Raw genomic sequence first — 13,521 nt, 5'->3', positions numbered from 1 at the left:
TGATGGGACGATATTGCGTCAAATCCATGCGTCACGCCCTCTGCATGAACGGCATCTTCGGCGAACTGAGTCAGGCAGCTTCCGATGTGCGTTATGCGAAGAATGGGCAGGTTCACCGACGCAACGGCCGCGATCCCTGAAACACCTTCTCCGTACAGGTCAGTGTCATCTGTCGAACTGTAAACGCTCGTATCGAGAGCAATTCCGCGACGTTCTAGAGCTTTAGTGAGCGCTGACGTCCCCCGAACGGACTCGAAATCGGTGCGACGAAACCAAAGACGGGTTCCGGACGCAGATTGAAGTTTCAGTACCTCGGTTGGACCCTCCCCGGCCGGTTCTACCCGTGTCGATGCACCACTAACGTCCACTACGTCCCCCCTATGGAGCATCCATGCTCCGGACAAGTCACCACGATCGAGCGGTTTCAGCACCGATCGATGTTTACGCTACCATGGGCCGAGTTGCCCGAACGGACGCATTGTGATGCGGCCCGAGGGAGTGTCAAGGGAGACGCGATTCGTGCGTCAAACGATCTGGGGGAGTAGACCGTAATGGTGTTGGCTGGCGCGTTGTCGCAGACTATAGAAGCAAATAAATCTGACATTTTAGAAGTGCTGTCTGAAGTGGCTACGAAGGCGTCGGCGGAAGCTGAAGTTGATGCGGCGTTGCACGTGCTGGGGGGGATTGGATACTGAGTCGGTGTGGTCTTCGGCTATCGCGCCTGGTGTAGACCTCTCGGTATTTCTGCCTTCGAACAATCTGCTCTACAGCTATGTGCTGTACGCGCTAGTCCCCTCTACCTGGGGAGCTAACGTCCGCCTGCGCCCGTCGTCCAGGGTGAAACAGACCTACTTCAACCTCCGCGATATCTTTCGCGCTGACGTCGATCCTTCGGTTCGTCTCGTTGATGAGACGCAGAAGGACTTCGTGTCCGCCGCCTGCTCCAGCGATATCGTTGTTTTCACGGGGTCTCCAACGAATGGCCAGTCAATCGCTCGGGCGCTCAGCAGTGAGCAGACCCTGCTAGGGATGGGATCCGGTCCGAATCCGACCGTGGTGGGTCCGGACGCTTCCGTGGGAAAAGCGGTCCATGATGCAGTGGTTGCGAGGCTCTATAACGGGGGGCAGGACTGTCTCTGCTCCGATGTCATCTTCGTTCAGCGCGATAAAATGGACGACTTCGAACAACGTCTCGTGGCAACGCTCGAGCGCGTGCCGGCGGCCACCCGCGCGACTGCAGGGTTGATCAATAGCCCACTTGTCTATCAAGATGCCTTCGATGCTGCTTCTGCCTGGCTGGCGGAATCGTCGAGCAAACTACGGTGGCAGAGTTCATCCATCGATGAACCGCTGTTTGTTCCTTCAAGCGTGGTTCGAAATGAGACCATCGCCACAGCGGATGTCCGCGAGTTCTTCTCGCCGATCTTCAATCTCGTCGCATACGACAGGCCTAGCGAGGTGAGAGATTGGCTGGAGGCACCTGAGCAGAGTGCGAACGGCTTCTACCTGAGTGTTTACGGTGAACCCTCACTTGCGGCCCCGGTCATTGGGAACGCTGTCAATTGCGCAGACCAGTCCGCCCTGGACAGCGAGGACGGCAATGCTGCATTTGGCGGCTACGGCATCAACGCGTCTTGGATTAGCCATCGGGGTGAGTCGTGGGGAACTCCAATACTGCTGTCACGCGAGACCGCCAGGTACTCGCGGCTTGAGCAGCGAGACTCCAGCCGTGTCGCCTGAGGCGGACGCGCCCGCCGCGAGTGAAGACCACGCCGCTCGCGTCTCATTGAAGAACTGGGACGTTGTACTCGGCAAAATGGTTCGCGACCTCTGTCTAGCGGAGCCGCACTTCGACAACGACACAGCTATCGTTTTTCGCTGCGGAGATCTTGTCGAATGGGCCACGTCGAGATACGGGGACAGGCTCGACGATACAACGCCTCTGGCGCCGTCCGAATACTTGAACATCGAGGGGGCGCGTTTGGCGCGGTTCCTGACTGGCGCTGGCTGGGTCGGTGCTGGATTCGTAGTCAACTGCGACGAGCAGGTGCATCACTGGATATGCCACTCACTCATCGCGACGTCCTCCACAGTGATTGGTATCTCCGTTGAAGGCGACCCTGTGCAGGCCGAGGAATCATCTTGGGCTGTGTCGGTTAGGTCGCATCGATGATCACGTATCGCTGCGACATATTTGTGAACGGCGACATATCCCTTCCACGCGACCGCGGGCGCGAGCTGGCTGCGACCTTTGCAGATAGCTTGGAACGTCTTCCAGTAGGTTATGCGGTACGGGTGGGTCCGTCTGCGCCCGAGTACGTCCCATTGATCTCGGCTGCCGAGGCTGCCGGTCGGGCGGTTCTTGTCGGAAGTGGCACCGCGGATGAGCCCGTCGCCGTCGAGTTAGCATTGGGCGCCGAAGCCCCCATGCCTGCTGATCCGGGACCTCTTCTGGACCCCGTGTTTGGCATAGGGGCAGGGTTCTGGACGAGTGGCACTACTGGCAACCCCCGCCTTGTCTTGCATACGTACCAGGCTCTGTCCTACCAAGCTGAGGCAACGGCGTCCCTGCTTAGATTTTCGTCTGTCAGGTGGGGAGTCTCGCTGCCGCTCGATCACGCCTACGGATACAGCGTGGCCAACCTGGCGAGGACCTTCGGGTCTGAATTGCACTGGTTCAGCCCGACCAGCACGAAGAAGCTCGCTCGGTCCCTCGCTGCCGGCGAGCTCGACACACTGGACACCATCCCGCGCATGTGGAAGTTCATCCTGGATCTCGCGAGACGAGATCCAGCAGTGATGCGTGGGCTGCGCGGGCTCTTGTTAAGGGGGGTTGGCGGTCAGCTGCTCGCGCCGAACTTGGCCCTTGCTTTCGAGCAAGCGGACGCCCCTTTGAACGATGGGTACGGACTGACTGAGGCTGGGCCAAATGTAGCGATCAATGTCAGCGCGTCGTATGAAAGTGGCAGTGTCGGACGACCACTACCAGGAACCGAACTGCGAGTTGTAGAAGGCGAGCTGCTTAGTGAGAAGCCCGTCGGTCTCTCGGTTGCTATGGCAAAATGGGCGTGTATGCAATAATCCGCAGGTCGATTCGCAGGGTTGGCTGAAAACTGGCGATGCTGCGGAGCTTGACAATGTCCTGACAATCAGGGGTAGGTTCGACTTTTTGCTGCAGCAAGCCGGAGAGAAGATCGCTCCCGAAGCTGTTGAATCTGTTCTTCGAGAGGGCATGCCGGAGGGAGCCGCGGTATACGTGACCTCGGTCGGGACCACGAGCCGCGGCGATGACCTTATCGCTCTTGTAACTGCGCCCACTGGGCTCGCCGAAACGGCAGTTGCGCGCGCCAGGTCTAATGCGCGAGGTCTCCGCACTCCATTCCGAGTAAATCGTTTCGCCGCCGTCAGCGATACTGACATCACAGTATCGACACTAGGAAAGGTCGATCGTGCAGCTCTTGCATGTCGGCGCTGGATAAAGGAGCTACCGTGAGCGTTTTCGTTTCAGAGTACGCAGCAACGCATACGCTCACCGACAGCGTCGCTGATCTGGTGGGCCTCCCTTATGGTCGACGAGTCCGTCGCGTCGAGGCGCATTCAGACGATCTTCGGGTCGCCCTGATGCAGGAGACTATGGCCACCTTGATAGAGAATGGTGCAGAGTTAGATGGTGACACGGTCACAATCCAGGTGAACCAAACCCGGGGTCCATCGACCCGTGTTTTCGGTACCGCCCCTCTCTCCGCTGTCAGTCTCCGTGGTCGCTCGCTCATGCTCTCGAGCGCGTGCGCTTCCGGGGTCGCAGCGGCGATTCTCGGCGCTCGTATTCTTGATTCTGGCCAGGTCAGTACAGTCCTGGTCGTAGGCTCATCTGCCCCCAGCCGAGGCGACCATAGTTCCTTTTCGGGTGTCGGAGCGCTTGCGTCGGGGCCAGCTGCGCCCTTCGATTCCCGTACGACCGGGGTGCGTCTCGGCGCATTCGCCGGCGCAATCCTCCTCTCGCGACAGCCCAGCCGGACATTGAAGCGTTCGCTGCGTGTTGCTGGACACGGATCTCGCCTCACCGGCGCGGGGGCGGCTTCCAAGGTGGGCGACCAGGTCAGTGTCATGGCGGCGGCGACGAGTGACGCCCCCCAGGGACCCGATGTAATCATCGCTCACGGAACAGGCACAGTGCAGGGCGATGAGGTGGAGCTCCGAGCAATTGGCGAACTCGCCGAGAATGTGTGGTCTGGACCGGTAGAGGTCGTCTCGCAGAAGGGCGGCCTTGGGCATACCGTCCACGCAGCAGGGCTTGCTGCCATCGTTTCGACGAACGAAGCAGTCCAACGCGGATACCTGCATGGCTCATATGGGCTGGAAGATCCCTTAGAGGCACCGCCCGCCGTGAGGCTTCCCCGACATGGCAAGACTGTAAACCTCCAGCCTGGAGACTCGTTCCTTGTCAACGGGTTCGGCTTCGGGGGTAGTAACTACTCTCTGTTTCTGCAAGACAACATCAACTAACGATCCAGGAAGACGACATTATGGAAATTTCATTGGAGAACCTCGTTCAGTTCTTGAAGACTCACCTCGCCGCCGACCGCGGCGTTGACGAGGACAAGGTTGAGGTGCTGCCCACATCAACGCTGCGAGATGATCTCGACATCGACTCGCTCGCGACCGTCGAGTTGACAATGGAACTTGAATCGACGTTTGGGGTTGTCATTGACGATGCCGACGTTTTTGAGGCCGTCGACGTCAACAGCTTGCTCTCTCTCCTTTCTCAATCGGCCCAAGCGTGAACGCGCCGCAAGACCTGGCGCTGTGGGAGTTCGTCGCCTCTGCGTTGCTCGAGGAAGGACCTAGGCTCTTCGCCGGCGTACCAGCCGACACCCCGGAGCTGCTGGACGTTGCCAAGAAGGCCGGCGCACCGACGCTCACTACGCGCGATCAGCGTCTCGCTGCCTATGCTGCTGTCGGGTGGGGCATGACGACCGGTCGTGCCGGTGTGCTCGCTCTTCAGGCTGGGCCCGGCTTTGCAAATTCCCAGGTCGGCTTGCTCGAGGGGGCGTCGTTGCATCAGCCGCTGGTGGTGGTCGCAACGAGCAATCCCAAGGAAGGCATCGGCCGAGGAGGCTTTCAAGAGTATGACCTGACCGTGCGGCGCTCTGAGCTGTTCGTTTGGCAGCACGCAGTCGCGGAGGCAAGCGAACTCCGGTGGGCCTTGCGAAGTGCCATCGCTTCAGCGGAAGGTTCGCAGCCAGGGCCCGTATTGCTCTCGATTCCTGGCGACCTAGTACCGGAGCTGCCGTACGAGCCCGGCCCGAAGTTCCCTGGGCCGACTGCATTGTCTCCCGATCCGGACACCGTCGCGCGGGTGGCCGAACAGATGCGCGATGCGGAGCGCGTTGTTTTGTTGCTCGGTGGCGGAAGTAAGGCGCATGGTGCTCCGGAGGTCTACCGGGATCTAGCCGAAGCTACCGACGCCCACGTCCTCGTGACTGCGTCTGGACGTGGAGCGTTCTCGGAAGCGTCGCCTCGCTTCGGAGGTTTGGCAGGACTCTATGCGTCGAGCCATGCCCGCGACCTTCTACGTACTGCAGATCTTGTTGTGGTGGTTGGTTCGGCACTCGAGGAGACCGCTCGGTGGGGGTGGGCGGAGGAACGACAGGCACCTGTCGTTCGCATCGATCGAAGCGCAGCGGTGTTCGAGCGGAGCAGCGTCTCCACCATGCCCGTTGTCGGCGACGCAATCGCGACCGTGAAGGCAATCCTTCAGCTGATTCCGGAGCGCCGGAACCGTCGCGATCCGCTTGACTCTCTTCGGTCCCCACGTCCGCTGCTCGCAGCAGGTTTGGTCTCAGCTCCGGCATTCTGGATGGCTCTGCGGGACGCACTCGAACGTGCCTCTCCGCGCCCCTTCATGTTGTGCCAGGAGAATGGACTGGCTGATTTGTGGGGCTACTTCGCTGACACGTTCACGATTCCGGACTGGGTTCGCACAGTTGTCCCGGGCGAACAGACAGCGATGGGCTTCGGACTAGGTGCAGCGCTAGGCGCAGAGGCGAGCGGTGCCGAAGTGCTCGCTGTCGCTGGAGACGGCGCCGTGGAGGCCAATCTTTCTTGGCTCCTGACGGCATCGGAGCGTCACGCCAACGTCGCACTCGTGGTCCTTCGTAACAAGCGCCTTGGTTGGCCGTCGCTCGCCAGACAGGAGGATGACGGTCTGACCAAGCTGACGAGCGACTGCGATCTTGTTAGCTTCGCGCAAAGTATGGGATTCGTTGCACAGCGAGTCACGTCGGTGGAAGCGCTTCTGCCTGCACTGGAGCAGCTGCTCCGGTCAAGTGGGCCACGGCTCATCGAAGTTGACATCGCGGGACGGGATGCAATCCCCGGGGCTTCGGACTGGAATGAGGACTAACGTGACCAGCCCAATATCGGTCGCAGTGGTTACGCTTACCAGAAACAGGCCCCATGCGTTGCGTCGCAACCTTGCCTCTGTCAAGCGACAGAATCACCAGAACGTGACGCAGTATGTAATCGGCGATCGATGTGAATTTCTGAGCAGTGACCTCAATCTGCGTGCGCTACAAGAAGAATTTCCTGACGCGGTATTCAGTCGCAACACGGCCAGAGTAGACGATTATCTGCCAACCCATCTGGCGCGTTTGCGATTCAACGCATCTCGACAAGCAACGGCAGATGTCGTCGCCGTTCTCGACGACGACAATGAATATGAGTTCGACCACCTCTCGCGCCTATTGCACTCCATGGATGAGGCGGGAAGCGACGCGGCGCACAGCTGGAGATCTTTGTGGGCTGCCGATGGACGCCCCTGGCTCATTCAGGATGAAGATCCGTGGGTGCCAGATCAGCGTCTCTCCAAGATTTCATTCCGGGCGCTTTCCGCGCTCGGCGTCCTGAAAACGGGTAGCAATATCGTGCGGGATTCGCTGAGCTATGCAGGGAAGCCCGGTCGAGTGGATAGCAACGAGTGGTTGCTATCCCGCGCCCTATTTGAGGAATATGCGGCCCCCCATCAAGCTTCCCGTGCTGAGCGTCGGTTGCAATTCACCGAAGATGTGCTGCTGTCCCGCCGGCTGATATCTGACGCAGTTTGCGTCGCGACCTCGCCACATGCAACCGTTCGCTACTACATGGGCGGCTATTCAAACCAAAACGATAACGAAGTACTACTCGAAGGAGCCCAGCCCGAGGGCGAATGATATGGCACACTCCACTGAGAAACGAGAAGGACAGTCCTCTCGACTTGTAATCCTGTTCTCGAGCCTGTTTCTGCTCCAGCTGGGAGCAGCAGTCACGGCGGTAGCGCTTCCTGTCTTCGTGCTCAAAAACTACGGTGTGGGTAGCGAATTGGGCATTGCGCTAGGCTTAAGGCTTATCCCGGCCGTGCTAGCCGGTGGAATGGCGGCCTGGGCGCTGGATCGGATCGACGCGCGTGTCGTTGCTGTCGTGTCGACACTCGCGACAGCGGCCGCCACCGCCGCAATTCCACTGACTGGCGATGTGGTGCAGCTTTACGTCCTATCGGTTATCGGCGGCTTCACGGGCCTGTTCGCCACGCCCGCAGTGATGAAGCTTCGCGCTTCTCTCATTGCGCCCGAGAATGCTGTTCGCGCCAACGGTCTGATCGTATCGGCGGAACGTCTTCCGATGATCATTGGTCCGGCCGCTTCGGCTGGCATCCTGGTGCTGTGGGACGTCAACCTCCTCCTCTTCGCCGAGGCGGCTACTACTCTCATCGCGGGAGTCCTGATCCTTGGGTTCCCGCGTCCCGCGGACGACGAGGAACAGGGCTCCGAGAAGTTCAGCCTCGTCGCTATTTTCAATGTGAAGCTTCTGTGGTCGATGGCCGGCGGTGACGCCCGAACGCAGGGCTACCTGGTGACCGGCCTCTTCTATACGGCTGCGATGAACGCTGGACGGGTGTTCCTCGCAACGCTGGCTGCCGTCAGCTACGAAGGAAACAGCCAGGTCCTCGGCTGGTTCCTCGCGAGTATGGCAGTGGGCGCGGTGCTGGGAGGGCTGATTGGCTCAGGGTTCTCGCCTCGCGTTCTAGGCCCGATCTATCTGCTCACAAACATCCTTGAGGGCGTCGTGTGGATATCTATGGGCTTCGCTCCGCACCTGATTATCGGCTGTATTATCCTCGCAATCGGTGGTGTCCTTGAGTCTCTGGCGACGACCGCCTTCTTCTCGGACATTCAGCTGAGGATGAATCCGCACGCCATCGGACGTTTTTTCTCGATTTTCGTACCCCTGACGTCGGCAGCCGGCGTGGTGGGCTCACTCATGGGGGCGGCAATCGTGCACGAGGACACGCTTATCGCAGCCGGGGTGGTTATCGGGCTGCTGATCGCGGCTCCTCTTATCCCGTACATTCGAACCTATTGGCGTCATACTGAGCTTCCAACGGTTAAACGAGACGAGGCGGACTCGAACACCCCGCAGGACTAATGGTTCCAGAGACCATGTGCAGAGCTCCGGTGTGTGACGACACTCATAATCGATTTCGGTCCATTGCATCGACGTCAAGCGTGAATAGAACGGCGCACTGCATCCAGCGGTGGACCCCGACGGTTGGGCGAGAGTTGATACGCTCGGAAGATGTCGCGCGCGCTCATCCTGGATCACATCGTCGACGTGATCGCCGACAGGGGGTTGAGCGGGCTGACCGTGCGCGCGGTTGCCTCTTCGGCGGGAGTTGCAGTCGGTGCTGTTCAGCACTACTACCCATCCAAGACGGCGATGCTGCTTGCCGCGATGGACGTGATTCGGCCAAACCTGACAGGTACTCATGTCGAGGTGGTAGCGAGATCCCCAGCTGACCAGCGGCTGCGCGACGCGGTGAATCAAACTCTGCCTGCCGACCCTTCCAGCAGGATCGATAGAGTCTGGCTTGCTTTTGCGGCGCATTCAACTGCAGACGAAGTCGTCGGTGCCAAGTATCACGAGCTCAGAGGGTTAACCCGACAGGAATTTGCAATCCTCTTCCTCGCTGCGGTGCCCCTTGCCTCTCTGGACAAGTGCCGGGAGATGTCTCAGGAACTGGTGTCGCTGCTCGACGGCCTGACTGTCACCCTTCTGGCAGAGCCTGGACAGCTCTCGCGTGCGATGGCTGCCGAGATCGCGACCCGCCACGTCGACTCCCTCTTGAGTCGGCTAAACGAGGAATGATCCACGATCGGACAGATTTTCGCACGAGCGGTCCTCGAAGAATGCCGCTAGGCACAGGACGGTATTCCTGCCCCTAACGATCTTGACTAGCAGGCGGTCTGAGCGACATTCACACCGGCGTCGTCCACAGAGTTATCCACAGGCCCATTAGGTCGGTGTCGGCGGGTGTGCTTACAGTTGAGAGGCAACGAAGAGCCCCGATCGCTGACCACGCGAGCGGAGCTCGGAGCTTGCAGCAGATCGGGGCTGAGGTGTCTGGGGAGACCCCTCGACTCTAGAGGTCCACATGGCCTCGATCAAACGCCAGGCGCTTCGACTGACCGGAGGGGATCTGCTTCTATCGTCCGCGGAAAGGAAGCACATCATGGCGAAATCGTCACGATCGAGTAAGCCCTCGAAACCGACGCTGAGCAAGGCGGGAAAGACGCTCGCGTCCAACTCCTCGAGCAAGCCGGCGAAGGGGAAGGCGGGCTCCACGCTCGGCAAGGGCTGAAGCTCAGGGGAGGGCCAGCCAGATCTCGTATCGGCTGGCCCTCCTTGCCAGTGCATGACGTGACGTCGACGCTCCGGTCACCTTCTGCTTCGCGACTATCGCCCACCCGACGGGTGAGGAAGAAGCCTACGAAATCATGAACATCAACTTCGATGAACACGCGTTCAAACGCCAGATGCAGTCCGCCGTGCAGTCTGGCATCGACAAGGTGGCGCGCGAGCGAACCAGGGATCTCGACCGGCTCCGGCAGCAGTACACGGGCCGCCCCGTCGAGGAGATCAAGCCTGCGCTTCAGCGGCTGTTCGCTCGCTACGACGGCAAGATCACTGATCCCGAGCTCAGCGAATGGGCGCAGCTCATCTCCGACGGCACTCGGATCGAGCTCAAGCCCGACAAGGTCCGCTGGTAGCCTGCGATTCGTGTGGGTCCGCTTCAGGTGAGTGTGGCGGACCCACGCATCCGACCAGTTGTAAGGAGTCCACCCGATGGCGCGAAGTGACACACTGCGTTCGGAAATCGCGCGGGCACAGGCCCGTAAGGCAACACTGACCTCCGACGTTGCCAAAGCCGAAAAGGATGCGGCATCGTCGCGAGAAGCAGCTCGAAAGAAGCGAGATCAGGCGCAACGCTCGAAGAGTGCCTCGACCATCCGATCGGCGCTCTCAGGTGCTGAACGCGAAGACAAGAAGGTGGTCGCCGCCGAAGGCAAGGTTGCCAAAGCCCGCAAGGATCTGGCTGCGGTCGACAAGTCGATCGCGACGAAGACGACTTCATTGCGCTCAGCTGAGGATAGCGAGCGCCGGAGCGCCGAAAGTAAGCAGAAGCAGACAGACTCACGACGGCGGCAAGACGAGCGAGCCCATGCACGAGAGATCTCACGGCTCAGCTCGCCCGTTGCGGAGGTCCGGTACGTAGAGGTCCGTCCACCGCAGCCCGAGATTCTGCGGGTTCTCTACTTGACTGCCAACCCGGAAGCCACCGAGCAGACGATCGCCGCTCCGGATGGCAGTGAACAGCGCTACGGCACCTGGCTTCGGGTTGACCAGGAGGTTCGCCAGGTCCGTCAGGCCTTGCGCAGATCCAAGTACCGTGATCTCGTGCAGGTCGATCACGCACCCGCCGCGACCATAAATGATCTGCTCGATGGCTTGAACGACCATCGACCTCACATCATTCACTTCTCCGGCCACGCAGGTCCTGACGGATTGCTGATGGAGAACGAGGCCGGCGACGAAGACGGCGCTGACGTCGCGTTTGCTCTGCTCGCCCGAGTACTCGGCGCGACCGATGACCCGCCCCGCCTGCTCGTGATGAACGCCTGCGAAAGTCTGGCGGGCGCCGATGACGTACTGCGGACGGTCCCCGCCGTAATCGGAATGTCGGACAGCATCGACGATACGTCCGCGATCGTCTTCGCGTCCGCGTTCTACTCGGCCATTGCATCCGCGCAGTCGTTGTCGATGGCAATTGAACAGGCTAAGGTCCGGATGATCGCGGCCGCGCTGGATGGCTCGGATCTTCCCCAGCTGCGTACCCGGGATGACCTCGACCCTGACACGCTCGTGCTCGTCACGCCGCCTCAGTGACGGTGGGCGTTGGTTTCCGTTTAAGCCCTGCCGAGAGTCGATCCAGACGAGGCCAGCCCAACTCCATTCGGAGCGACTTCCAGCTGACGACCCGGCTGCCTCTCAGCTGATAGACGGCCTACCTCTGTCGGATGTACCGGTGCGAAAACTCATCCACAGGTCGGCCAGCTCCCATGCTGCGAGGTCGCTAGGGCGTATGCCACTGGAGAGCAGAAAGCCAGGCATCGCGAATTGCCCTAGGCGTCCAGAAGGCTCGTTTCTCTATCGGATCAGAGATAATTTACGTGGTCGAATGCGAGACGGTCGTGGAAATCCAAGAAGACGTTCGTTGTGGTCAGCACGTTGAATGTCAAGCTACTCAGATCTTGCGGCTCGCACCGCAGACCCTTCTCTCGAAGGCCTGCGAACCACTGTCCGAATTGCGCAGGGGTGAACAGAGTGTTGGACATCACGATCACGCGGTCGGTGGCAGCCGCCTTCGCGAACGCGTCGATGTCAATTGACTCCAGTGTTGCATCTCCTACCGGATCGACTACTACTAGCACGTCACCCTGGGCATGAAGCGGCGCGCCCTCGATTCGAAAGTCAGTCCCCGCGTCGAAGCCAAACTCCGTGGTCATAGGCAGCACCCACTCATACGTGAGGTACATCCGCCCGCGAAGAACGGTCGGGCTGTTCGCCGACAGGTGGCTCTTTACCGTTTCGACCGGTGGCGTGAGACGAAAGTCCTGTGCTGAGAGGATTCCGTTCACAATGTCAATGAAAAGTTCTCGCGGCATGGGTGCAAGAGCACTGCGGAGTGGATCGATACCATGACCTAGCGGCCTCCCTCTCCAAGCCGGTCCGTCAATACGCATGGATCGATGCCGCGGCATGCCGGCGATTGCATGCTCCAGTGTGTTCGTCTTGGGAATCTTGAAGGTGGTCGTTTTCTGGTCTGATGTCGCAACCTTGGCCAAGCCTCCGCGCCTGTCCACGAGGTCACGAACGTCAGCTGCTAAGAACGCATCAGCGGACTCGATGTAGAGCACAAGGTAGACCGGCTCGGGCGCGTTGTACCAGTAGCGAACATGATCCATCTCCATCGATGGCGTCGTTATTGCATCAGCCTCGTCGTAGTCGACCCTTGCCACGGTCGTATCGTGGAAGCCCTTCACCTGAAACCAGACACGAGCGCCGACGACCTGCTTGGCACCGTCAACGTCTACCCAGAGATGCACGCCAACGTCAATCGCAGCCCGATCAAGTGGATATTCAACCGCCACTCCTCTCTCGGCAAGGTTGCCTCGAAGTTTTGCCATGTAACGCTGCTCGAGAGCGTCGTCGTCGCTAATTCGAGGCATGGGTTTCCCATCGCATTTGCTTGGTTTCTGAAGCTGCCATTGACGGTGCTCCTCGCTTTCCGCGCCTGATAATGACCGGAGCTTCCGTCACATCAAGGTATCGCAGAAACTCCACATTCGGTATCGTGGCCTCTCGGACAGTCGATGTATAGACAATGCGCCAGTGACGGATCACCGCGAGGGACTCGAACCGTGGTTACGGTGTCGATCTTTCCACAAGCACAATCCTCTCGACCGCAATCTTTCAGGAGTGCATAGTCAACCGCACACATGCTACGACTCACCGATTCCACGTACTTGAAGCAACGGGCTTACCTCGTCGGACTGTGGGAGCGAGATGGGTACGAGCTCACGCTGATACGAGCGACAGAGCAGTGGGAGCTGCACGGGTTCTTCCGTCTCGCTGAACCTCTGACCGACGAGCAAGCTCTTGCCCATCGACGCGAAGTGACCGCTGAGGACCCGTCGCCGGCCAACTGAGCAGGCAAGGCTTACGCACGGCCACTCAGCGAGGTGGCCGCGAACGATGCGCGGCTGGCGACGATGCCAGCGTCTCTGCCACTGCGGAAGAAGGGCGACCCGAGACCGACGCGCTCTACCAGATGGCGCTGCTCGACGAAAAACGGAACAAGTCTCCCTAGCGCGTATAGCTTCCACCTCGTGGCCGGCGAGGCACCAACTCCTTCACGAACCGCTGCCGAACGCAGTTGTAACTGACGCCGAGCCGAGTCGCCACGGCTTGCAGCGAGAGCCCGGTCTCGTAGAGCCGAATCGCTTCGTTCAGTTGTTCAGCATCGAGCGACTGGCGGCGCATCTCGACGCCTCTCTCTCCAAGTATCTTCAGCAGGCCGCCCTTCGAGAGCGAGTACTCGGCGCAGAGCGCGGTCGTCGTGATTCCTGCCTCGTAATTGTCCAC

13 protein-coding genes are annotated in these 13,521 nt (G+C 60.0%); 11 read left to right on the top strand and 2 right to left on the bottom strand.

Annotation, left to right across the window (positions count from 1 at the left end; all coding sequences use genetic code 11):
- The first annotated feature begins 657 nt into the window (after positions 1-657).
- From ABMA10_RS18435 to ABMA10_RS18385, 11 genes are all read left to right on the top strand, one after another.
- Complete coding sequence (locus tag ABMA10_RS18435) at positions 658-1,740, top strand: aldehyde dehydrogenase family protein (protein ID WP_431030786.1); 1,083 nt, start codon at positions 658-660, stop codon at positions 1,738-1,740.
- Positions 1,741-2,169: 429 nt separating this feature from the next.
- Positions 2,170-3,081 (top strand): AMP-binding protein, encoded by a 912-nt coding sequence (locus ABMA10_RS18430; protein WP_431030785.1) that lies wholly within the window; start codon positions 2,170-2,172, stop codon positions 3,079-3,081.
- A gap of 381 nt (positions 3,082-3,462) precedes the next feature.
- Positions 3,463-4,506 carry a beta-ketoacyl synthase N-terminal-like domain-containing protein gene (locus ABMA10_RS18425; RefSeq protein WP_431030784.1) on the top strand — a complete coding sequence of 348 codons (1,044 nt, stop codon included), beginning with the start codon at positions 3,463-3,465 and terminating at the stop codon, positions 4,504-4,506.
- A gap of 32 nt (positions 4,507-4,538) precedes the next feature.
- Positions 4,539-4,784, top strand: coding sequence for an acyl carrier protein (locus ABMA10_RS18420; protein WP_431030783.1), 246 nt, complete (start codon positions 4,539-4,541; stop codon positions 4,782-4,784).
- The gene (locus ABMA10_RS18415) at positions 4,781-6,406 is read left to right on the top strand and encodes a thiamine pyrophosphate-binding protein (protein ID WP_431030782.1); all 1,626 of its coding nucleotides are present in this window, start codon (positions 4,781-4,783) and stop codon (positions 6,404-6,406) included. Before ABMA10_RS18420 ends, ABMA10_RS18415 begins: the two co-directional genes overlap by 4 nt.
- A complete protein-coding gene (locus tag ABMA10_RS18410) occupies positions 6,369-7,211 on the top strand; it encodes a glycosyltransferase (RefSeq protein ID WP_347870643.1) in 843 nt (280 codons plus the stop codon). Before ABMA10_RS18415 ends, ABMA10_RS18410 begins: the two co-directional genes overlap by 38 nt.
- Before the next feature lies 1 nt (position 7,212).
- Positions 7,213-8,463, top strand: a complete 1,251-nt coding sequence (locus tag ABMA10_RS18405) for an MFS transporter (protein ID WP_431030781.1) — start codon at positions 7,213-7,215, stop codon at positions 8,461-8,463.
- Positions 8,464-8,613: 150 nt separating this feature from the next.
- A complete protein-coding gene (locus tag ABMA10_RS18400) occupies positions 8,614-9,183 on the top strand; it encodes a TetR/AcrR family transcriptional regulator (RefSeq protein ID WP_347870641.1) in 570 nt (189 codons plus the stop codon).
- 364 nt (positions 9,184-9,547) lie between these two features.
- Positions 9,548-9,676 (top strand): hypothetical protein, encoded by a 129-nt coding sequence (locus ABMA10_RS18395; RefSeq protein WP_347870640.1) that lies wholly within the window; start codon positions 9,548-9,550, stop codon positions 9,674-9,676.
- A gap of 136 nt (positions 9,677-9,812) precedes the next feature.
- Positions 9,813-10,085 (top strand): hypothetical protein, encoded by a 273-nt coding sequence (locus ABMA10_RS18390; protein ID WP_347870639.1) that lies wholly within the window; start codon positions 9,813-9,815, stop codon positions 10,083-10,085.
- A gap of 76 nt (positions 10,086-10,161) precedes the next feature.
- On the top strand, positions 10,162-11,262 hold the full coding sequence (locus tag ABMA10_RS18385; protein WP_347870638.1) for a CHAT domain-containing protein: 1,101 nt from the start codon (positions 10,162-10,164) through the stop codon (positions 11,260-11,262).
- 269 nt (positions 11,263-11,531) lie between these two features.
- On the opposite strand, the gene ABMA10_RS18380 is transcribed toward ABMA10_RS18385, so the two are convergent.
- Together ABMA10_RS18380 and ABMA10_RS18375 are read right to left on the bottom strand one after the other, a co-directional pair.
- Positions 11,532-12,563 carry a DUF4365 domain-containing protein gene (locus ABMA10_RS18380; protein WP_347870637.1) on the bottom strand — a complete coding sequence of 344 codons (1,032 nt, stop codon included), beginning with the start codon at positions 12,561-12,563 and terminating at the stop codon, positions 11,532-11,534.
- A 679-nt stretch (positions 12,564-13,242) separates the two neighbouring features.
- Positions 13,243-13,521, bottom strand: a complete 279-nt coding sequence (locus ABMA10_RS18375) for a helix-turn-helix domain-containing protein (protein WP_431030780.1) — start codon at positions 13,519-13,521, stop codon at positions 13,243-13,245.

The sequence above is a fragment of the Plantibacter sp. RU18 genome, assembly GCF_050613355.1.
In the GTDB taxonomy this organism is placed as follows: Bacteria; Actinomycetota; Actinomycetes; order Actinomycetales; family Microbacteriaceae; genus Plantibacter.
Note: the sequence above shows the minus strand (reverse complement) of the source record. Positions and strands in the feature narration are given on the sequence as shown.

What these genes read in the sequence shown, in the direction of transcription:
- ABMA10_RS18435 (WP_431030786.1), top strand. Translation starts at nt 658, where the DNA reads ATGCGGCGTTGCACGTGCTGGGGGGGATTGGATACTGAGTCGGTGTGG.
- ABMA10_RS18430 (WP_431030785.1), top strand. Translation starts at nt 2,170, where the DNA reads ATGATCACGTATCGCTGCGACATATTTGTGAACGGCGACATATCCCTT.
- ABMA10_RS18425 (WP_431030784.1), top strand. Translation starts at nt 3,463, where the DNA reads ATGTCGGCGCTGGATAAAGGAGCTACCGTGAGCGTTTTCGTTTCAGAG.
- ABMA10_RS18410 (WP_347870643.1), top strand. Translation starts at nt 6,369, where the DNA reads ATGCAATCCCCGGGGCTTCGGACTGGAATGAGGACTAACGTGACCAGC.
- ABMA10_RS18405 (WP_431030781.1), top strand. Translation starts at nt 7,213, where the DNA reads ATGGCACACTCCACTGAGAAACGAGAAGGACAGTCCTCTCGACTTGTA.
- ABMA10_RS18400 (WP_347870641.1), top strand. Translation starts at nt 8,614, where the DNA reads ATGTCGCGCGCGCTCATCCTGGATCACATCGTCGACGTGATCGCCGAC.
- ABMA10_RS18395 (WP_347870640.1), top strand. Translation starts at nt 9,548, where the DNA reads ATGGCGAAATCGTCACGATCGAGTAAGCCCTCGAAACCGACGCTGAGC.
- ABMA10_RS18390 (WP_347870639.1), top strand. Translation starts at nt 9,813, where the DNA reads ATGAACATCAACTTCGATGAACACGCGTTCAAACGCCAGATGCAGTCC.
- ABMA10_RS18385 (WP_347870638.1), top strand. Translation starts at nt 10,162, where the DNA reads ATGGCGCGAAGTGACACACTGCGTTCGGAAATCGCGCGGGCACAGGCC.
- ABMA10_RS18380 (WP_347870637.1), bottom strand. Translation starts at nt 12,563, where the DNA reads ATGGCAAAACTTCGAGGCAACCTTGCCGAGAGAGGAGTGGCGGTTGAA.